The organism is Pseudomonas sp. CG7, from assembly GCF_023701885.1.
Lineage (GTDB): Bacteria > Pseudomonadota > Gammaproteobacteria > Pseudomonadales > Pseudomonadaceae > Aquipseudomonas > Aquipseudomonas zanjanensis.
In genome coordinates, this window is the sequence record NZ_JABAEE010000001.1 from 71,925 (window position 1) to 89,783 (window position 17,859).

The following is a 17,859-nucleotide window of genomic DNA, read 5'->3' on the forward strand; positions in this document are numbered from 1 at the left end:
CCCCACATATGTGCAGAACGCACATATTTAGACGGAGCCGGAACCGTGTCAATCGAAAATGTGCAGAACGCACATATTAATGCCCAATTGCGCGAGCTTCACGGCGCCCTGATGGAGATCGTCGGGGTGATGAACCGACCTCAGCGGGACGAAGCCATGGTGCAGGCGGCCGGAATATCCCTGGATCGCGCGCTGTTTCCGTTGCTGGTCTCCGTGGAGCGGCTTGGTCCTATCGGCGTTGGTGAACTGGCCGATCGCGTCGGGCGCGACTACTCCCCGGTCAGTCGGCAGGTGACGAAACTCGAAAGCCTGGAGTTGATCGCTCGGCAAAATCCCGCCGACCGTCGGGTACGCAAGTCGGTCATTACCGCAAAAGGCAAGGCGATGACCGATCGCATCGACGAGGCTCGTGCGCGGATCGGGCGAGCCATTTTCGCCACGTGGGACGAAGCGGATGTAGAGAACCTGGTACGGCTCATGTGCAAGTTTGCCAACGACATCAAGGATGACACGCTGACCGGTGCGCAGGAGCAGGCGTGACGCAGGGTGATCGCCCGTTCTGATGCGTGGGGCACGCCCTGTGCCCCGAGAGGATTTTTCTCAGCGTCAGGCCTCTGAGCCAATGCGCGCGACCAGGCGAGCCTGGAGTTTTTCCAGTTCCTCGGGATCGGCCTTGCCCCGGCCATGCACACCCGCGTCTTCACCTTCCCAGCGAGGGATGATGTGCATGTGAATGTGGTAGACCGTCTGCCCGGCCACCGCGCCGTTGAACTGCGCGATCTGGACGCCGTCCGGCTGCAACTCGTCCACGATGATCCGCGTCAGGCGCTGCACGGCCGACATCATTGCGCCGAGGACTGTGGGCTCGACTTCGAGGATGTTGCGCGCCTGGGAATTCTTGGGAATGACCAGGACATGGCCGCGCGATTGCGGAAAGAGATCCAGGAAGGCCAGCACATCGGCGTCTTCGTAAATCTTGTAGCACGGCGCATCGCCGCGAAGGATCAGCGCAAAGATGTTCTTTGGATCGTAATGACCGTGGAGACTCATGTTCACTCCTTGAATGGTTAGGGCGGTGGGTTGCCGGTAAGAGATTTAGCACAGTCCGAAGACAACGTCTCCCTTGTAGAGGCCTGTTTGAAAGCCAAGGGTTGGGCTTGCTGGCGATGGCGGTGTGAGTCAGTTGGTGATGATTTTGCCTGTGCCATCGCCATCGCGAGCAAGCTCGCTCCCACAGGGGATTTCTGGTTTGATTCAGATCGTGGGCACACCCTAAATCCATTGTGGGAGCGAGCTTGCTCGCGATAGCGGTGGATCAGTTGGCATCAGTGCTGGATGTTACGCCGCCTGCGCGGGCCTCCTTCAACGTTACGGCCATTTTCTGCTGCAATTCATTTTGCGAAAACGGCTTGTGCAACACCGGGCATCCGGCGTATTCGGCCGGCAGCCCGCTCGCGCCGTAGCCGGTGCTGAACAGGAAGGGAATGTGCCGACCGCGAAGAATCTCGGCCACCGGGAACACGCGCTCGCCAGCCAGATTGACGTCCAGGATCGCCAGGTCAACCTGCACCGAGCGGGCGATTTCACAGGCCTTGGCGAGCCGGGCGACGGACGCCACGACCTCGCATTCGAATTCCTCAAGCATCTCTTCGATCAATAGGGCAATGGCGCCTTCGTCCTCGACGACCAGCACCCTGTTTCCAGCCAATGGGGTCATGCCCCAGCCACCCCAATCAGGAACGAAAAGCGACAGCAAACGCCCTGTGGAGCAAAGGTGAGCTCAAAGGTGCCACCCAAGTCGCGCTCAATGCAACGCTTCATCAGGCGCGAACCCAGCCCTTCCCGTTCCGGCGGGGCGACCGCTGGCCCTCCTCGCTCTTGCCAGTCAAGGGTCAACAGCGTTCCGTCCCCTTGGGCTTGCAGCTGCCAGGTGACGGCGAGCGTGCCCGTCTCGACCGACATGGCCCCGTATTTAAGCGCGTTGATCGCCAATTCATTGAGGGTCATCGTCAGGTTGAGCGCCACGCGGGTGCCGACGTCCACGGCAGCCCCCTTGATCACCACACGGCCAGGCTCATGCCCGAAGACCGGCAGCAGCACTTCATGGGCCAGGGTGTCGAGCGGCGTCTGGCCCCAATGCCGTTTGGTCAAGAGATCGTGTGCTCGCGACAAGGCCAACAGCCTCGCCTCGAAACGCCGGTAGCCGTCCTTCGCATCCTCGGCATTGCGCGCGGTCTGGGCCGCCAGGGATTGCACCGTGGCCAGGGTGTTCTTGACCCGGTGATTGAGCTCATCGATCAATGTCTTCTGCCGGTTTTCCGCCTGCTTTCGCTCGGAAATGTCCACCATCATGTTGATGGCGCCCACCAGGTTTCCATCGGCATCATGCAGAGGCGTGGGAAACGGTGTGAACGGTACACGGCTGCCATCGGGCCGCTCCGCAATCGCCTCGACGCCGCGTATCGGCCGGTTTTCCTTCAGCGCCACCGCCATCGGGCATTGATCGTGGGGCAGCGCGGTTCCGTCGGTATTGCACAGCTTCCAAGTCACGCACCACATCTCGCCCAACTGCGGCGTGCGCCCCGACAACTCGATAGCGGCGCGGTTGAAGAACGTGATCCGCCCTTCGGCGTCGGTGGTGTACACCGCGGCCGGCAACGCTTCGAGGAGATTGCGCATGTGCCGTTCGCTTTCGCGGACCTGGTTTTCCATGCGCCGCGCCAGCGTGACGTCCTGCAGCACCCGCACGCCATACCGAAACGTCCCGTTGGCGTCCCTCACCGACGAGCTGTGGATGTCGAGGTAAACCACCTCGCCATCGGGCTTCACCGCGCGCTTGCGCAGCACGTAGTTATCCAGTTCACCGGCCACCTGGCGGGCGTACAACCCGGCATCCTGCGCGATGCAGTCCGGGTGGGTGTAATCCAGGAAGGTCATTGACAAGAGCTCGTCCCGTGACCGGCCCAGCATGTTGCACAAGGCATCGTTCACCCGGAGCAAGCGGCCGTCGATGCCGGCCTCGGCAATGCCGATGGTCGCCGCTTCGTAGGTCGCCGAAAGCCGGTCATCGCTGTCCTGGCGCGCCGCCTCGGCCGCATGGACGCTGCTCCTGTCGATGGTGAAGCAGCGAGTATTGAAGAGTTTTCCGTTCTCGAACCGGCCGTTCGAGGTGATCGTGACATGCTTGATCGAGCCGTCCTTGGCCCTCAGGCGCGCCGGATAGCTCTCCAGGCGATCGCCACTGCCCAGCTTGGTGAGAATGTCGCCAATAACCGGCTCGTCGACATGAAATTCGGTGATGTGGCGACCGATGTATTCTTGCGCCGGATAGCCCAGCAGCGCCAGCTCCGCCTTGTTGGCGCGCAGGATGATGCCCTCGCCACTGACGATATGCAGGCCTACCGCGCTGTTCTCGAAAAAGTCTTCCAGGTCGGCACTCTTGCGCCGAAGCTCTTCGGCCATGGCGTGGTGCGCCGAAACGTCCTGGAAGCAATTGATCACCCCTTGAATGACGCCCCGCCGGTCCCTGAGGGCGCGGATGTTCATAAGCGCCACGAACCGCGAGCCATCCGGACGTTGGATGATCACTTCCTGATTGCGCGGCGCAATGCCGGTCTCGAGCGCCGAGGCCGTCGGACTGTGCTCGAATGCCAGCGGCGTTCCGTCGGCCAGGAACAATCGATGGGCGCCGCAGAAGCGGTCGCCGTTCTCTCCAAGCGCCGGCGCCCTGCCCCACAGTTCGACCGCCTCGCTGTTATATCGCACGAGCCACCCCTGGCGATCGCAGAGACACACCGCACCGGGAATGGCATCCAGCGCATTCGTCCCCATCGCGATCAGGCTTTCATATTCGCTTGGCGTACAGGCTTCCAAGGGGAGCTCTTCAATGTTCGACATCAGTCATCCTCAAACCCCCTGGCTGCAACGCTCAGGGTCTCAATGGATTCTAGATCGCTATTGAGCGCGCGAGTTCAGGAAACTCTTCAAGGACATCGGCGCCTGTGCCGTACGTCAGCCATGGCATTAATCGACAAGCTCCCGCAGCGGTTATGAACGAGGCCTGCTCCAGGCCCTGTCCAATAGCGCGACCACTGTTTCGTCCGGGGTCTGGCTGAAGTCTTCATACCAATCGCCGACCGAGCGCATCCACTCGGGCATCAACGGACACACAAACTCATCGACCTCACTGCGCAAGGCTTCGGCGGTTTCGACCGGTGCCACTGGAACGGCAACCACGATGGCAAGAGGGTCTTGCAGGCGTACCGCATGGACCGCCGCCATCATTGACGCACCGGTGGCCAAGCCATCATCCACCAGCAGGACCACCTGCTGTTTCAGGTCGACAGGTGGACGGCTGCCGCGATAAAGCGCTTCACGACGCGCCAGTTCCTGCCTTTCCCGCTGCAGCACCGCATCGAAGGCAGCCTGGTCGACGTGATGGGCACACAACGCATCGTCGTTGCGAATCTGGATGGCGCCGCTGGCAATCGCGCCCATCGCCACTTCCGGATGAGACGGCACACCCAGCTTGCGCACCAGCATCAGGTCGAGGGGCAACCCCAGGGCGTCGGCCACCGCCCAGGCGACGGGCACGCCACCCCGGGGCAACGCCAGGACGATCGCATTGCTCCGTCCACGGTACTGGGCCAAGGGTTCTATCAAGCGATGGCCGGCCGCGGCTCGATCGGCATAAGGCGGCGATGCAAAAGACAGGGGATTCATGGTCGGGTCTCCTTGCAAAAACAGACACGTCGTCCGCACAGTCACCCTGTCAGGATACCCGGCACAGGGTGTCCAGCAACGGCTGAGTGATCCAAACTGCCTGCGTCGTCACGCCAATCGACGGACGTGACCGCATCGTCGGCGCCAGCGACTTGGGAATCGCGAGTCATCACGCCTGCCGAAGCCGTTTCTTAACGAGGTCTGACGGAGGAGAAATTTTGGCACGACCGAGAAGAATCCCGTCAAACATGGGCTGCCCTTGTTCGATCTTCCGTAGTACAGTAATCAAAACCCGATAAATATCCACCTTGAGATGACCTGAAGTGCCAGGCCCCAACGTCAATGGACCGCACACCCCGTCATCCTTCTGCCGCGGCGGTAACTGCATGATCGACATCACCGAAGTTTCCATTGCCCAACTGCGCGCCGCGCTGGAATCGGGCCAGACCACGGCGGTAGCGCTTGTCCAGGCCTACCTCGCCAGGATCGATGCCTACGACGGCCCCGACACGCCCACCGCCCTCAACGCGGTGGTGGTGCGCAACCCGGATGCGCTGAAGGAAGCGCAGGCCTCCGATGCCCGCCGGGCCAACGGCCAGACCCTCGGTCCACTCGACGGCATTCCCTATACGGCCAAGGACAGTTATCTGGTCAAGGGCCTCACCGCCGCGTCCGGCAGCCCGGCGTTCAAGGACCTGGTGGCTTATCGCGATGCGTTCACCATCGAACGGCTGCGCGCCGCCGGGGCTATCTGCCTGGGCAAGACCAACATGCCGCCCATGGCCAACGGCGGGATGCAGCGCGGGGTGTATGGCCGGGCGGAAAGCCCGTACAACGGCGACTACCTCACCGCGCCTTTTGCCTCCGGCTCCTCGAACGGTGCGGGCACCGCAACTGCCGCCAGTTTCGCGGCATTCGGCCTGGCTGAAGAAACCTGGTCGAGCGGGCGCGGCCCGGCGTCGAACAACGGCCTGTGCGCCTACACGCCGTCCCGTGGGGTGATTTCGGTGCGGGGCAACTGGCCGTTGACACCGACCATGGACGTCGTCGTGCCCTTCGCCAGGACCATGGCCGACCTGCTCGAAGTGCTGGACGTGGTGGTCGCCGAGGACCCGGACACCCGTGGCGACCTGTGGCGCCTGCAACCCTGGGTGCCGATTCCGAGCGTCGACTCGGTTCGTCCCGCCTCGTATCCGAGCCTTGCCAGCAAACCCGGGGCGCTGGCCGGCGTTCGGTTCGGCGTGCCACGGATGTACATCAACGCCGACCCAGAAGCCGGCACGGCCGAGGCCCCCGGCATCGGCGGCCCGACGGGGCAGCGCATCGTCACCCGCGCCTCGGTGATCGACCTTTGGGAGCAAGCCCGCAAGGCCCTGGAGGCCTGTGGCGCCGAAGTGGTCGAGGTGGATTTCCCACTGGTGTCCAATTGCGAGGGCGATCGTCCCGGCGCGCCGACGGTGTTCACCCGTGGCCTGGTTTCCAAGGAATTCCTGCACCATGAATTGTGGGACTTGTCGGCCTGGGCATTCGATGATTTCCTGCGGGCCAACGGTGATCCACAGTTGAATCGCCTGGCCGACGTCGACGGACCGAAGATCTTCCCCCACGACCCGGGCACCCTGCCCAACCGCGAGGACGACCTGGCCGCCGGCATGGATGAGTACGTGAAGATGGCCCAACGCGGCATCACGCCTTGGGACCAGATCCCGACACTGCCCGCCGGGTTGCGGGGGCTCGAAGAAACACGCCGGATCGACCTGGAAGACTGGATGGAACGGCTGGGCCTGGACGCGGTGATCTTCCCGACCGTCGCCGATGTCGGGCCGGCGGACGCAGATATCAATCCGGCCTCTGCCGATATCGCCTGGAGCAATGGGGTCTGGGTCGCCAACGGCAACCTCGCCATCCGTCACCTGGGCGTGCCCACGGTCACCGTGCCGATGGGCGTCATGGCCGACATCGGCATGCCCGTCGGGCTGACATTTGCCGGGCGCGCCTATGATGATTCGAAACTGTTGCGACTGGCATCGGCGTTCGAGTCGATCGGCTCCAAGCGCCTGGTCCCGCCTCGGACCCCGCCGCTGTCGGCTTGAGCCGGTCATTGGGGTTGCTGCGCAACTCAGCGGGAGCAAGCTCCCTCGCCACAAAAGCAGCGCTCGACTTCATTTTTGAGTACGGGCGCAACACCGTGGCGAGGGAGCTTGCTCCCGCTGGACTGCGCAGCAGTCCCCGGACCGGTTCTACAGCCGGAAATACTGCTGCATGGCACGGGCAAGCAGGTTCACGGCTTCATCATCCTGTGAGGCCTGGCCTCGCATGAACACCACCTCATGCTCCTCGATCACCGGCAGGCCTTCAAGGATCCGCATCGCATCCGTCACCCGCCCACGGTCGATCAGGCTGATCGCCAACCCGGCCTCCACGCAGGCCTTGACGGCCTGGTTGGAGGGGCTTTCCAGGACGATGCGCGTCCTGCGCCCGCTTTGCCTGAGGGTTTCCACCATCGCTTGCCGATAAGGGCATTGCGCCGCATGCACCGCCAGCGGCAACGGCTCCAGCGAGGCCGCCGTCCCGTGGACTGGCCCGACCCAGACCGGCGTGGTGGACACTAGCACTTGCGTTTCTGCGTTCGCTTGGCCCTTCGGCTGGGTAACCACCGCTGCCTGGAGCTTGCCACGCTGCACCTGGTCACGCAGCGCGTAACTTGGCGCGGTCTTGAGTTCCAGCACGACGTTGGGCCACGCGGTGGCGAAGGTCGGGAGGATGTCGCGGATGACATGGTCGGCATATTCATCCGGCACCCCCAAGGTGATGCGTCCCGCCAAACGGGTGCCGTGCAGGTCGGCCAGTACCCGGTTGTGGGTATTGAGCAGCTCCGTCGTCGCCACGAGCAAACGCTTGCCCAACGCGGTGAGGGATACCGATCGATTGTCCCGGTTGAGCAACCGCCCGCCCGCCACCGCTTCCAGCCGCTGAATATGCACGCTGACCGCCGCCGGGCTTTTGTGCAGTTGTTCCGCCGCCCCACTGAATTTCCCGATCCGCGCCACCGCATGAAAAGTACGTATCAAATCGATATCGAGTACGGCCGTCATGATTCAATCTTCGTGAATAACTGATGCATTTCATTTTGATTTATTAGATTAGCCGGGTTCCGTAGCCTGTGGTCATGAACCCGAATAAATCGATGACCTGCACGTCCCGGCCTCGGCCCGCCTGGCATTGGCTGATCCCACTGCCCTTGCTCGAAGCGGCTTTGCTGGTGTCGTGGAGCTCCGGCTTTATTGGCGCGCGCTTTTCCATCGACTACGCGCCGGCACTGCTGGTGGTGTTCTGGCGATGCGTCGTGGTCACGCTCGTCCTGCTGCCCTTCGTCGCCGGGCAACTACGCCGAACCTCACCCGTCGCGCTGTTGAAAAACGCCGGCATCGGCCTCTTGGCGATGGCGGGCTACCTGGGTGGTATCACCCAAGGCATTGCCCTGGGTGTACCGGCGGGCTTGGCCGCGCTGGTCGCCGACCTGCTGCCACTGGGCCTGGCGCTGCTGGCCGCCGGCGTACTCCGGCAACGGCTGGCGTGGCAGGTCTGGGCGGGGTTATTGATCGGCCTGGTTGGCGTCATGCTGGTGACCCAGGGCGCATTGGCGTGGGGCAACGCACCCTTGTGGGCCTATGGCCTGCCGCTGCTTGGCATGCTCTCGCTCGCCGTCGCGACCCTGTGGCAGAAATACCTGCCCGCCGAACAATCGCTGGGCCTGCTGCCCAACCTGTGGCTGCAGTGTTGCGTGTCGGGCCTGGCCTTCGCCCTGGTAGAGGGCGTCCATGGCAGCCTGGCCCCGCTACCCAGCACCGGCTGTGCACTGAGCGTCTTGTGGACAGCGGGCATTTCGACAATGGGCGGCTACGGGCTCTACTGGCTGTGCCTGCGCCGCACGACCGCCACCCGCGTCGCCAGTGTCCTGTACCTCAGCCCGCCCATTACCATGCTCTGGGCCTGGGCGATGTTCAACGAACCACTTTCCTGGCAGATGGCGGTGGGGATGGCCGTGTCCGGGGTCGGCATCTGGCTGGTCGTGGGTACCGAAGCGCGGCAGGCGGTTTCGAGCTCAAGATAGCAAGATCGGTCGAGCGCATCGGGCTGGTTGGCCTCATGCTGGTGTCCTCTACAGGGAAAGCCCATGACCGACACACAAAAGCGCTACCGATCCCGGATGCAGAAAGTGCTCGATTACATCGATCTGCATCTGGATGACTGCCTGGACCTGGATACGTTGAGCGGCGTCGCGGCCTTTTCGACATACCATTTCCACCGGCAGTTCATGGCGCCGTTCAATCTGCCGCTGAATCGCTATGTCCAGCTCGCTCGCCTCAAACGTGCCTCCTACAAACTGGCGTTTCGCGATCATGAAACGATTACAGAGATTGCCATGGGTGCCGGTTACGGTGCGCCTGATGCCTTTGCCCGTGCCTTTCGACAGCGCGTGGGGCAACAACCCTCGAATTTCCGCAAATCGCCCGACTGGCAGCACTGGGGCATTACTTTCACGCCATTGCACAACGCGAGGAACCGTTTCATGCCCACGACTTATCAGCCCAGCGATGTACAGATCCGTAGCGTTCCCGCGACCCCCGTCGCCATCATGGAACACCGAGGCGATCCCGCGATGATCGGCACGACGATCCAACGCTTCATTGCCTGGCGACGCAGTGTCGGCCTGATCCCGCCGACCAGTCCGACGTTCAATGTCTTCCACACCGACCCGCGCGCGACTGCGCCGCAAAACTATCGATTGGATCTATGCGCTGGGACGGACCAACCCATCACGCCAACCGGCGAAGCGATCAAGGCCGGCAGTATCCCTGCCGGGCGTTGTGCCGTGCTGCGGGTCGAAGGTGGCGCCGATAACCTCGAGCCTGCCGCGCTGTACCTGTACAGGAATTGGCTGCCGCCCAGCGGTGAGGAGCCGGGGGATTTCCCGCTCTATTGCCAGCGCATTACGTTCTTTCCGGACGTTGCCGAGAACGAAGCCGTAACCGAGCTCTTTCTGCCGCTCAGGTGATCATAGTCCCACGTCTACAACGAGACGAGCCTGGTGGTCATTCGCCAGTCCCACCTTGATGTCGACAACCCAAAGCCCCCCTTACTGAATACATCTGTGGCGAGGGAGCTTGCTCCCGCTGGGGTGCGAAGCGCCCCCCGGCGCCTGTTGGCCCAAGCAATCTGGCACCCTCGATGGCCGCATGGGGCTGCTACGCAGCCCAGCGGGAGCAAGCTCCCTCGCCACAATGACTCATCCACAATGGCTCGTACCTTAAGCCTCAAGCCTCAAGTCCCAAGCCTCAAGCGAACAGCATTGCCTCCGCCGCCGAACATAGACCTTCACCCGGCCAAACCAATACCTTGCCCATCGGCCAACGCAGCGCCGTTGAGGTAATGGTCGCCAAGCAGCCGACGCTGGGTCAGCAGGGCCGGTTCGGGACTGTCCGGCAAGGGCCGCGGCAGGCTGCGACCGGCCAGTTCGAAGTAGGCATGGCCGGCCAGGCGCGCGGCCTCGGCGGCGGCCAGGCGAAAGGCGCTGGCGGCCGCCTGGGACTCGTCGGCGTATTCCAGCAAGGCATCGGCAGCGTCGATGCGGATACGCAAATCGCCGACCGCGGCAATCACCAGGGCTTCATGCCGAGCGCTCTGGGCACGCAGAAAGTCGAGCAGCGCCGCCTCGACATGACGGGCATGGGCCAGGTCGCTACGGCCTTGGGAATGTAAGTTGGACATGGGCAATACCTCAGTTCCAGGAATGACGTTGCGGCTTGATGCCGTTGAGCAGTTGATTGCCGACCAAGTGATATTTCCAGCGCACCGGATCGTGCAGGGTGTGGGTCCGCGCATTGCGCCAGAACCGGTCCAGCCCCTGGCTGGCCGAGACGCTGCGGGTGCCGCCCAACTCCAACAGACGGCTGGATGCCTCCAGGGCAATCTCGGTGGACAGCACCTTGGCCTGGCCGACGATCACCGAGGCTTCTGCCACTCGTTCCTCGCTGGGTTCGGCGACAGCCCGGTCGACCGCGTGCGCCGCGCGCCGCAGAATCGCCTCGGCCGCTTGCAGGCGCCAGGCCAACTCACCGATCAGCGCCTGGCCAAGCGGGTCCTGCCAACCGTGTTGCAGCCCGCTGTCCACCCATGGACGCGCCTGGCGCGCGACGCGCAGAGTTTCGGCGAAGGCGCCACGGGCAATGCCGGTGTCCACCGCAGCCTGGATGATTTGCGAAATCGGGCCGTCGGAGGTGGGTTGCTCATAGGCTTTCCAGGCCGGCACCACGGCGTTGGCCGGCACCCGCACGCCGTCGATGCGCACCTGGCCACTGGCGGTGATGCGCTGGCCGAAACCGTCCCAACTGTCGATCACCGTCAGGCCCGCCGCATCCCGTGGGACGAGGGCGATATGGACGTGCCCTTCCTCATTCACGCCGGCCACCGGCACGATGTGGGCGCACAACGCACCGGTGCAGTAGGCCTTCTCGCCGTCGAGTACCGCCGTGTCGCCGTCGAAGCGGAGCTGCGTCTGGAAAGTGGTGACGTACTGGCTGCGCGCTTCGGAAAAGGCATTGCCGAAACGATAGCCCTGCAACACCTTGGCGTAGTAACGGCGCTTCTGCTCCTCGCTGCCGGTCAGGCTGAGGTTGCTGAGCACGCCGAAATGGTTCTGCGGCAGCTGGCCGAGAGACGGATCGGCCGCGGAAATGATCGCGATCACTTCGCTGAGGGTGGCATAGGACACTTCGGCGCCACCGTATGCCTTTGGCACGCGGATCGCCCACAGCCCACTGGCGCCAAAGCGCTCCAGCTCCTCCCAAGGCAGCCGCCGCTCGCGGTCGCGCAAGGCCGCCTCCCGGGCGAAATCCAGGGCCAGGCGATGCGCCACTTCAATGGCCTCGGCATCGCTGCGGATGATGTGGGCCGGACTGCGCGGCGCCGGATGGGCCTGCCCAGGCAGATCGAAAGACGGTGAGTCGGTCATGTGCTACTCCATGCATAACGGGTTCATCCAGCGCTAAAGCACAGCCCGTACCAACCTTAAAAACTCTTTACATTCAATGAGTTGATAAATAACCCGGATACACCTGAAAGCCCCGGGAACGACAAACTGTCGAGGGACTGTTGCCCCGCGAACAGTTGCGTCGCATCGTCCTCAGCGAGCCTTGCCACCCAGGTAGAAATGCTGGAGGTCTTCCCGGGCCGCCAGCTCCGTAGCATCGCCCTCGCCCACCACCCGGCCGTTCTCCAGGATGTAGGCGTAGTTGGCATGGCGCAGGGCGACATTGATGTTCTGCTCGGCCACCAGAAAGCTCATGCCCTCTTGGGCATTGAGCTGCGCGACGATGGCGAAAATCTCTTCGACTAGGATCGGCGCCAACCCCATCGAGGGCTCGTCGAGCAGCACCAGTCGAGGCTGGGTCATCAATGCGCGGCCGATGGCAAGCATCTGCTGCTCGCCGCCCGAGGTCAGCCCGGCCTGGGTCTTGCGCTTGGTCTTCAGCCGCGGGAACCAGGCGTAGATGCGCTCCAGATCCTGTTCCAATTCACGGCGCGTCGGCTTGCGCAGGAAGCCGCCGCTGCGCAAGTTGTCCTCGACCGTCAAATGGGCGAACACATGCCGCCCTTCCAGCACATGGACGATGCCCTGGCGCGCCAGCAGATTGGCCGCAACGCCGGCGGTGTCCTGTCCCTGAAAGACAATTCGTCCACGGCTGACCTGCGCCCGATCAGCCTGGACCAGCCCGGAAATGGCCTTGAGCGTGGTGCTCTTGCCCGCCCCGTTGGCGCCGAGCAGGGCGACGATATCGCCTTGGCCGACCCGCAGGGAAACCCCGGCCACGGCGAGGATCGCGCCGTCGTAGATTACTTCGATGTCTTGCACCGCCAGCAACTCGCTGTTTTCGGTGCCGGCAAGGGCCGCAAAGGTCATGGTTTCTTCTCCCTCGGGCGCAGTCGCGCCCGGTTGTGTGTCGCTGTAAATGGCTACTGCGCCGCGCAATCGCGGGCGGTCACGCCTTTCTCTTTTGCGTACTCGGCGGCCTTGGCATCGATCAATGGGCGCAACGTGGCGCGGTCGGCCTGGACCCAGTCGGTGATCAGGTTCCACTGCTGGCCGTCCCATTGCTGCACCTTGGCCGCCCCACCGCCTTCGTGGTCGCTGCAGGACAGGCGCAGCGGCTGCATCAATCCAAGAAAACCGATTTCCTTGAGGCGCGCATCGTTGAGGTCGAGGTGCTCCAGGCCCCAGCGACCTTCCTCACCGTTGAGCGGACGATTGCCGAAATGCTGCTGCGCGGTGCGGATCGCTTCGACGGCGATGGCGGCATTCACCAGGCCGGAGTTGTAGTAGACGCTGCCAAAACTCTTCGGATCCTTGAGGTCGCTCTTGCCGGTGTCGAGGATGTGCTGGCGAATGCGCTGGTGGATCTCGAAGTCGGCGCCGCCCGGATAGGGGGTCAACGCCAGGTACCCCTTGCCCGCCTCGCCGGCCGGCAACACGTCTTCGTTGGACCTGGCCCAGAAGTCGCCGACGATGCGCTCCACCGGGTAGCCAAAACGCGCCGCGGTCTTGATCGCCACCGGCGTGGACACGCCCCAGGTCCGCAGGAACACCCAGTCCGGCTGGAGTTGCCGCACCTGGCGCCACTGCCCGGCCTGTTCGTTACCCGGGTCGGCCACCGCGATCTGGATATTCTCGAAGCCGTACTTCTGCGCCAGCAACGCCAGCGGCCCCTGGGTCTCCCGGCCATAGGCGGAGTCGTGGTAGACGGTGGCGATTTTCTTGCCCTTGAGCTTGTCCAGCCCGCCCTCGCGCTCGGCCACGTAGTTGATGAACGCCGAGGCCTCGCTGTAGAAGGTCAGCATGGCCGGGAAGTTGTAGGGAAACACCCGGCCATCGGTGGCTTCGGTACGGCCATAACCGAGGGTGATCAAGGGAATCTTGTCGGCTTCGGCCTTGTCCGCGAGGGCATAGGCGGCCGGCGCGCCATTGGGTTGATAGACCGCCACCGGCGCGCCATCGAGACCATTCTTGAAGCGCTCGTAGCATTCGATGCCCTTCTCCGCCGTCCATTCGGTCTCGCATTCCTGCCAGACCAGCTTGACGCCATTGATCCCACCTTCCACGTCATTGATGTAGCGCAGGTAGTCGATCATTCCGGCCCACACCGGAATACCGCTGGAGGCATAGGCGCCGACCCGATAGGTAGCCAAGGGGAAGAACTGCTCGTTGGTCGCCGCTTGGGCACCCGGTATCAGCGCCGCACAGGCGCCAAGCACCAGGCCGATGGCGGCGAGACGACGTTTGAAGGTTGCATGCATGATGGTTTTCTCGGTTTGAATGCCTGGCCGCGTCATGACGGCCGGCGGTTGGAAACCTCCTTTCCCTGGGTCGGGTCAAGGTTCATTGGGGGGGGGTCGGCGCGCAGACCCGCAGCGGCCAGACCCTGATGCGCTCGCGCAGGTCGTCGAACAGGCGTGCCAGCCCTTCCGGCTCCTTGATCAGGAACCAGATGATCAAGCCACCGAAGAGCACCTTCTGCAGGTTCTGCAGTTGCCCGGCGTCGACGTTGCCGTTGAACAGCCATTGCCCGGCATGGCTGAGCAGGATCGGCACAAGGCTGATGAAGGCCGCACCGATGAAACTGCCGGCGATGCTGCCCATGCCGCCGATAATGATGATGAACAAAATCTGGAACGAGCGATTGATATCGAAGCTCCCGGCGCTGGCCGTCCCCAGGTAGGCGAACGCCCAGAGCGCGCCGGCGATGCCCAGGTAGAAAGAACTGACGGCGAAGGCCATGCGCTTGTCGCGCTCGACGGCAATCCCAATCACCGCCGCCGCGGTGTCCATGTCGCGGATCGCCATCCAGTTGCGGCCGACCTGGCTACGCACCAGGTTGACCGCCACCCAGGTCAACAACACCACGCAACTGAGGGTCAGCAGGTAGCGACCGACCGGGGTGCCCAAGTGATGGCCGAACAGCTCCAGGCGTGGCGCGCTGATGGTGCCGGACGAGGCGTAGTTGTAGAACCAGGGGAACTTGGCGAACACCCACTCCAGGAAGAACTGCGCGGCCAGCGTGGTAACCATCAGGTAGAAACCCTTGATCCGCGAACTGGGGATGCCGAACAGCAGCCCGACCAACCCGGCGATCACCCCGCCGCCGAGCAGCGCCAGTGGCAACGGCAGGCCCGGCACGCGCAGCAACAGGCCGTAGGTGGCGAACGCGCCCACCGCCATGAAGCCGGCGGCGCCGACCGATGTCTGGCCGGTGTAGCCGGTCAGCAGGTTCAGCCCCAGGCCGGCCAACGCCAACACCAGGAAAGGAATCAGGATCGCGTTGAGCCAGTAGTCGTTGCCCAGCCACGGCAGCCCGACAAAAGCCACCAGCAGCAACAGCAGCAGCCCCGGTCGCCAGCGGCGGCGCACCAGGGTCAGGGGCGCTTCGTCGAAGCTGGCCGTCAGGCGCGGAACAGTAGCAGTCATGGCGTCATACCCGTTCAATGATCCGGTCGCCGAACAGGCCGGACGGACGGATGTAGAGGAAGATCAAGGCAAGGAAATAGGCGAACCAGGGCGTGATGCCGCCACCAATCAGCGGGCCGATGTACGCCTCGGCGAGGTTCTCGGCGGCGCCGACGATCAGGCCGCCGACGATGGCCCCGCCAATCGAGGTGAAACCTCCGATGATCAGCACCGGCAGTGCCTTGAGCACCACCAGCGAGAGGGAGAACTGCACGCCCTGGCGCGCGCCCCAGAGCAGCCCGGCGACCAGCCCGACCACCCCGGCCACGGCCCAGACGATCTGCCAGATGCGGTTGAGGTTGATGCCCAGCGACAGCGCCGCCCGGGTATCGTCGGCCACGGCGCGCAGGGCCACACCGATGCGAGTCTTGTTGAACAGCAAGGCCAGCACCGCCACCGTCAGCGCCGCCACCCCGGCGGCGATCAGGTCGAACTGGCTGATCATGATCTCGCCGACGAACAGCGGGACGTCCTCGATGCCCAGGTCCAGCGCCCGCACCTGGGCGCCCATCAGTCCTTGGGCCAGGCCCTCGATGATGAACGACAGGCCGAGGGTGGCCATGAACAGGGTAATCTGCGAGCGGTTGACCAACGGCCGCAACACCAGGCGCTCGATCAGCAGCGCGCCAACGATCATCACCAACACCGTCAGGAGCAGCGCCAGGGCAAAGGACAGGCCCTGCTCGCGCAAGCTGACGAAGGTCAGCGCGGCGAACAACAGCATGGCGCCCTGGGCAAAATTGAACACGCCGCTGGCCTTGTAGATCAGCACGAAACCGATGGCCACCAGCGAATACAAGGTGCCGGCCAGCAACCCGCCGCCCAGGGTTTCCAAAAAGAAATTCATGGGCGAGGCGTCCCCAGGTAGGCAGCGATCACATCGGGATTGGCCTGGACCTCGGCCGGCGAGCCGTCGCCGCCCTTGCGGCCGTAGTCCAGCACCACCACATGGCTGGACAAGCCCATGACCACTTGGATGTCGTGCTCGATGAGAATCACCGTGGTGCCAAGATCACGATTGATATCGGCGATGAAGCGGCTCATGTCCTGCTTCTCCTCGGCGTTCATGCCGGCCATCGGCTCGTCGAGCAACAGCAGGGTCGGCTGCGCGATCAATGCCCGGCCCAGCTCCACGCGTTTCTGCAGGCCGTAGGCCAGGCTGCCCACGGCGACGTCGCGCCAGGCCTGTAACTCAAGGAACTCCAGCACCTGTTCGGCACGCTCGGCGAACGCCCGGGCCTCGCGCCGGGCACGTGGCAAACCCAGGGCCTGTTCGAGAAAAAACGTCCGCTGGAAACGCGACAGACCGGTGAGCAGGGTGTCCACCACACTCATTTTCTTGAACAGCGCATTGTTCTGGAACGTCCGGCCAATACCGAGCCGCGCCGCCTTCAGCGGATGCGGCCGGCGCAACGGTTCGGCGGCAAAGAACAACTGGCCGGCGTCGGTCCGGTAGACCCCGTTGAGGATGTTCAGCAGCGAACTCTTGCCCGCGCCGTTCGGCCCGATCAGCGCGCAGATCTCGCCAAGCTTGACGCTGAACGAAAGGTCGGAAATCGCTTTCACACCCCGGAACGACAGCGACACGTTACGCACCTCCAGCAGCGCACTCATGCCGCTCGCTCCAGGTACTGCAGCAACCGCGCCGAACCTTGCCGCACGGGGTCCGCGTGTGCGCTCGGCACCTCGATCCGACGCAGCCGCTGGAAGCCGAGCAGGTGCCGTACCCGCGCCTTGAGCCAGCGGCGCAGGCCACGTCGCGGATCATCCAGGGTCCATTCGCACAGGCGTCGTCGCCAACTGCCTGCCAGCGGCAGGCGCGCTTCGATTTCCGCCGCCAGCGATTCGACTCGCGTAGCGGACAACAGCAAGGCGGTTGGGGCGATCTCGCGGCGATCGCGGCTGGCTGACTCGCGGGTTTCCGGAAACGCCAAGCCTTCGCCGCCCTCCAGCCAGCGGCTGAACACGTGGGCCAGGCCATCGCGCCATTCGGTGCCTTCATCGACCCACACCACCGGGTCTCCGGCGACCTGGCCCCAGCCCTGGCGCTGAGCTGTGGGTGCCTCGGTGACAAACAGCACCGACAGCGACCGCACCTGCCACAGGCCGCGACTGGCCGCATTGGCCTGGGCCGAATACAGCTGCAGTGGCCACGCCTCGTCCAAGCCGCACTGCAACCAGTGCGACACGTTTTCGCGGCGCTGGACAAAGGCGAACGCGGGACGGGCCAGGCGCAGCTGACGCTGTAGATCCTCACCACGGCTGTCGCGGTCGATCACCACGCTGTGCCCACCCAATTGGCGCGCGGCCAATGCCAGGATCAGCAGGCTGGGCTCGAACTCACCGCTCAGCGCCAGTCGCGCGCCCGGCGCAAAGCCCTGCTGGCGCAAGCCATCGCAGACACGCTCGACCTCGCGCTGCACATCGATCCAACGCCAGGCCTTCCAGATGCCGAGGCGTCGATGGCGCAGGGCGATCTGCGTCGGTCGTTCCCTGGCCCAGCGGTGCAAGGCTGCCAGAGCACTGTCGGTCACGCTGTCGGGCAGCGACGAATTGAGCTCGTAGACACTCATCGG

At 63.9% G+C, this 17,859-nt stretch carries 18 protein-coding genes; 4 read left to right on the forward strand and 14 right to left on the reverse strand.

Features of this window, described 5'->3' with window-relative positions; all coding sequences use genetic code 11:
* Positions 1-45 precede the first annotated feature (45 nt).
* On the forward strand, positions 46-540 hold the full coding sequence (locus HGO40_RS00330; RefSeq protein ID WP_250961398.1) for a MarR family winged helix-turn-helix transcriptional regulator: 495 nt from the start codon (positions 46-48) through the stop codon (positions 538-540).
* A 66-nt stretch (positions 541-606) separates the two neighbouring features.
* On the opposite strand, the gene HGO40_RS00335 is transcribed toward HGO40_RS00330, so the two are convergent.
* From HGO40_RS00335 to HGO40_RS00355, 5 genes are all read right to left on the reverse strand, one after another.
* On the reverse strand, positions 607-1,050 hold the full coding sequence (locus tag HGO40_RS00335; RefSeq protein WP_250961399.1) for an HIT family protein: 444 nt from the start codon (positions 1,048-1,050) through the stop codon (positions 607-609).
* Positions 1,051-1,315: 265 nt separating this feature from the next.
* Positions 1,316-1,717: a response regulator gene (locus tag HGO40_RS00340; protein WP_250961400.1), complete on the reverse strand. Its 402-nt coding sequence runs from the start codon at positions 1,715-1,717 to the stop codon at positions 1,316-1,318.
* Positions 1,714-3,897, reverse strand: coding sequence for a PAS domain-containing sensor histidine kinase (locus HGO40_RS00345; RefSeq protein WP_250961401.1), 2,184 nt, complete (start codon positions 3,895-3,897; stop codon positions 1,714-1,716). The genes HGO40_RS00340 and HGO40_RS00345 overlap by 4 nt, the downstream gene beginning before the upstream one ends.
* A 150-nt stretch (positions 3,898-4,047) precedes the next feature.
* Positions 4,048-4,722: a phosphoribosyltransferase gene (locus HGO40_RS00350; protein ID WP_250961402.1), complete on the reverse strand. Its 675-nt coding sequence runs from the start codon at positions 4,720-4,722 to the stop codon at positions 4,048-4,050.
* 169 nt (positions 4,723-4,891) lie between these two features.
* Entirely contained in the window at positions 4,892-5,119 is a 228-nt protein-coding gene (locus HGO40_RS00355; protein ID WP_250961403.1) for a hypothetical protein, read from the reverse strand.
* On the opposite strand from HGO40_RS00355, the gene HGO40_RS00360 reads away from it, so the two are divergent.
* Complete coding sequence (locus HGO40_RS00360) at positions 5,109-6,815, forward strand: amidase (RefSeq protein WP_250961404.1); 1,707 nt, start codon at positions 5,109-5,111, stop codon at positions 6,813-6,815. The two genes, HGO40_RS00355 and HGO40_RS00360, sit on opposite strands and share 11 nt — an antisense overlap.
* Positions 6,816-6,962: 147 nt before the next feature.
* Here HGO40_RS00360 and HGO40_RS00365 read toward each other — a convergent pair whose 3' ends face one another.
* Positions 6,963-7,817 carry a LysR family transcriptional regulator gene (locus tag HGO40_RS00365; RefSeq protein ID WP_250961405.1) on the reverse strand — a complete coding sequence of 285 codons (855 nt, stop codon included), beginning with the start codon at positions 7,815-7,817 and terminating at the stop codon, positions 6,963-6,965.
* 74 nt (positions 7,818-7,891) lie between these two features.
* On the opposite strand from HGO40_RS00365, the gene HGO40_RS00370 reads away from it, so the two are divergent.
* Together HGO40_RS00370 and HGO40_RS00375 are read left to right on the forward strand one after the other, a co-directional pair.
* Entirely contained in the window at positions 7,892-8,836 is a 945-nt protein-coding gene (locus HGO40_RS00370) for a DMT family transporter (protein WP_250961406.1), read from the forward strand.
* 63 nt (positions 8,837-8,899) lie between these two features.
* On the forward strand, positions 8,900-9,781 hold the full coding sequence (locus tag HGO40_RS00375; protein WP_250961407.1) for an AraC family transcriptional regulator: 882 nt from the start codon (positions 8,900-8,902) through the stop codon (positions 9,779-9,781).
* Between the two features lie 320 nt (positions 9,782-10,101).
* Here the strand turns inward: HGO40_RS00375 and HGO40_RS00380 are convergent, their stop codons facing one another.
* The 8 genes from HGO40_RS00380 to HGO40_RS00415 all read right to left on the reverse strand — a co-directional run bounded on the left by HGO40_RS00380 (position 10,102) and on the right by HGO40_RS00415 (position 17,856).
* Positions 10,102-10,494 carry a hypothetical protein gene (locus HGO40_RS00380; RefSeq protein ID WP_250961408.1) on the reverse strand — a complete coding sequence of 131 codons (393 nt, stop codon included), beginning with the start codon at positions 10,492-10,494 and terminating at the stop codon, positions 10,102-10,104.
* 10 nt (positions 10,495-10,504) lie between these two features.
* The gene (locus HGO40_RS00385) at positions 10,505-11,737 is read right to left on the reverse strand and encodes an SfnB family sulfur acquisition oxidoreductase (protein ID WP_250961409.1); all 1,233 of its coding nucleotides are present in this window, start codon (positions 11,735-11,737) and stop codon (positions 10,505-10,507) included.
* A gap of 171 nt (positions 11,738-11,908) precedes the next feature.
* Positions 11,909-12,685 (reverse strand): ABC transporter ATP-binding protein, encoded by a 777-nt coding sequence (locus HGO40_RS00390; RefSeq protein ID WP_250961410.1) that lies wholly within the window; start codon positions 12,683-12,685, stop codon positions 11,909-11,911.
* 53 nt (positions 12,686-12,738) lie between these two features.
* A complete protein-coding gene (locus tag HGO40_RS00395) occupies positions 12,739-14,076 on the reverse strand; it encodes an ABC transporter substrate-binding protein (protein WP_250961411.1) in 1,338 nt (445 codons plus the stop codon).
* Between the two features lie 82 nt (positions 14,077-14,158).
* The gene (locus HGO40_RS00400) at positions 14,159-15,244 is read right to left on the reverse strand and encodes a branched-chain amino acid ABC transporter permease (protein ID WP_250961412.1); all 1,086 of its coding nucleotides are present in this window, start codon (positions 15,242-15,244) and stop codon (positions 14,159-14,161) included.
* A gap of 4 nt (positions 15,245-15,248) precedes the next feature.
* Positions 15,249-16,130: a branched-chain amino acid ABC transporter permease gene (locus HGO40_RS00405; protein WP_250961413.1), complete on the reverse strand. Its 882-nt coding sequence runs from the start codon at positions 16,128-16,130 to the stop codon at positions 15,249-15,251.
* Positions 16,127-16,897 carry an ABC transporter ATP-binding protein gene (locus HGO40_RS00410; RefSeq protein WP_250961414.1) on the reverse strand — a complete coding sequence of 257 codons (771 nt, stop codon included), beginning with the start codon at positions 16,895-16,897 and terminating at the stop codon, positions 16,127-16,129. The genes HGO40_RS00405 and HGO40_RS00410 overlap by 4 nt, the downstream gene beginning before the upstream one ends.
* Positions 16,894-17,856 carry an AMP-binding protein gene (locus HGO40_RS00415; RefSeq protein WP_250961415.1) on the reverse strand — a complete coding sequence of 321 codons (963 nt, stop codon included), beginning with the start codon at positions 17,854-17,856 and terminating at the stop codon, positions 16,894-16,896. Before HGO40_RS00415 ends, HGO40_RS00410 begins: the two co-directional genes overlap by 4 nt.
* Positions 17,857-17,859 lie beyond the last annotated feature (3 nt).

What these genes read in the sequence shown, in the direction of transcription:
- HGO40_RS00335 (WP_250961399.1), bottom strand. Translation starts at nt 1,050, where the DNA reads ATGAGTCTCCACGGTCATTACGATCCAAAGAACATCTTTGCGCTGATC.
- HGO40_RS00340 (WP_250961400.1), bottom strand. Translation starts at nt 1,717, where the DNA reads ATGACCCCATTGGCTGGAAACAGGGTGCTGGTCGTCGAGGACGAAGGC.
- HGO40_RS00345 (WP_250961401.1), bottom strand. Translation starts at nt 3,897, where the DNA reads ATGTCGAACATTGAAGAGCTCCCCTTGGAAGCCTGTACGCCAAGCGAA.
- HGO40_RS00350 (WP_250961402.1), bottom strand. Translation starts at nt 4,722, where the DNA reads ATGAATCCCCTGTCTTTTGCATCGCCGCCTTATGCCGATCGAGCCGCG.
- HGO40_RS00360 (WP_250961404.1), top strand. Translation starts at nt 5,109, where the DNA reads ATGATCGACATCACCGAAGTTTCCATTGCCCAACTGCGCGCCGCGCTG.
- HGO40_RS00355 (WP_250961403.1), bottom strand. Translation starts at nt 5,119, where the DNA reads ATGTCGATCATGCAGTTACCGCCGCGGCAGAAGGATGACGGGGTGTGC.
- HGO40_RS00365 (WP_250961405.1), bottom strand. Translation starts at nt 7,817, where the DNA reads ATGACGGCCGTACTCGATATCGATTTGATACGTACTTTTCATGCGGTG.
- HGO40_RS00370 (WP_250961406.1), top strand. Translation starts at nt 7,892, where the DNA reads ATGAACCCGAATAAATCGATGACCTGCACGTCCCGGCCTCGGCCCGCC.
- HGO40_RS00375 (WP_250961407.1), top strand. Translation starts at nt 8,900, where the DNA reads ATGACCGACACACAAAAGCGCTACCGATCCCGGATGCAGAAAGTGCTC.
- HGO40_RS00380 (WP_250961408.1), bottom strand. Translation starts at nt 10,494, where the DNA reads ATGTCCAACTTACATTCCCAAGGCCGTAGCGACCTGGCCCATGCCCGT.
- HGO40_RS00385 (WP_250961409.1), bottom strand. Translation starts at nt 11,737, where the DNA reads ATGACCGACTCACCGTCTTTCGATCTGCCTGGGCAGGCCCATCCGGCG.
- HGO40_RS00390 (WP_250961410.1), bottom strand. Translation starts at nt 12,685, where the DNA reads ATGACCTTTGCGGCCCTTGCCGGCACCGAAAACAGCGAGTTGCTGGCG.
- HGO40_RS00395 (WP_250961411.1), bottom strand. Translation starts at nt 14,076, where the DNA reads ATGCATGCAACCTTCAAACGTCGTCTCGCCGCCATCGGCCTGGTGCTT.
- HGO40_RS00400 (WP_250961412.1), bottom strand. Translation starts at nt 15,244, where the DNA reads ATGACTGCTACTGTTCCGCGCCTGACGGCCAGCTTCGACGAAGCGCCC.
- HGO40_RS00405 (WP_250961413.1), bottom strand. Translation starts at nt 16,130, where the DNA reads ATGAATTTCTTTTTGGAAACCCTGGGCGGCGGGTTGCTGGCCGGCACC.
- HGO40_RS00410 (WP_250961414.1), bottom strand. Translation starts at nt 16,897, where the DNA reads ATGAGTGCGCTGCTGGAGGTGCGTAACGTGTCGCTGTCGTTCCGGGGT.
- HGO40_RS00415 (WP_250961415.1), bottom strand. Translation starts at nt 17,856, where the DNA reads ATGAGTGTCTACGAGCTCAATTCGTCGCTGCCCGACAGCGTGACCGAC.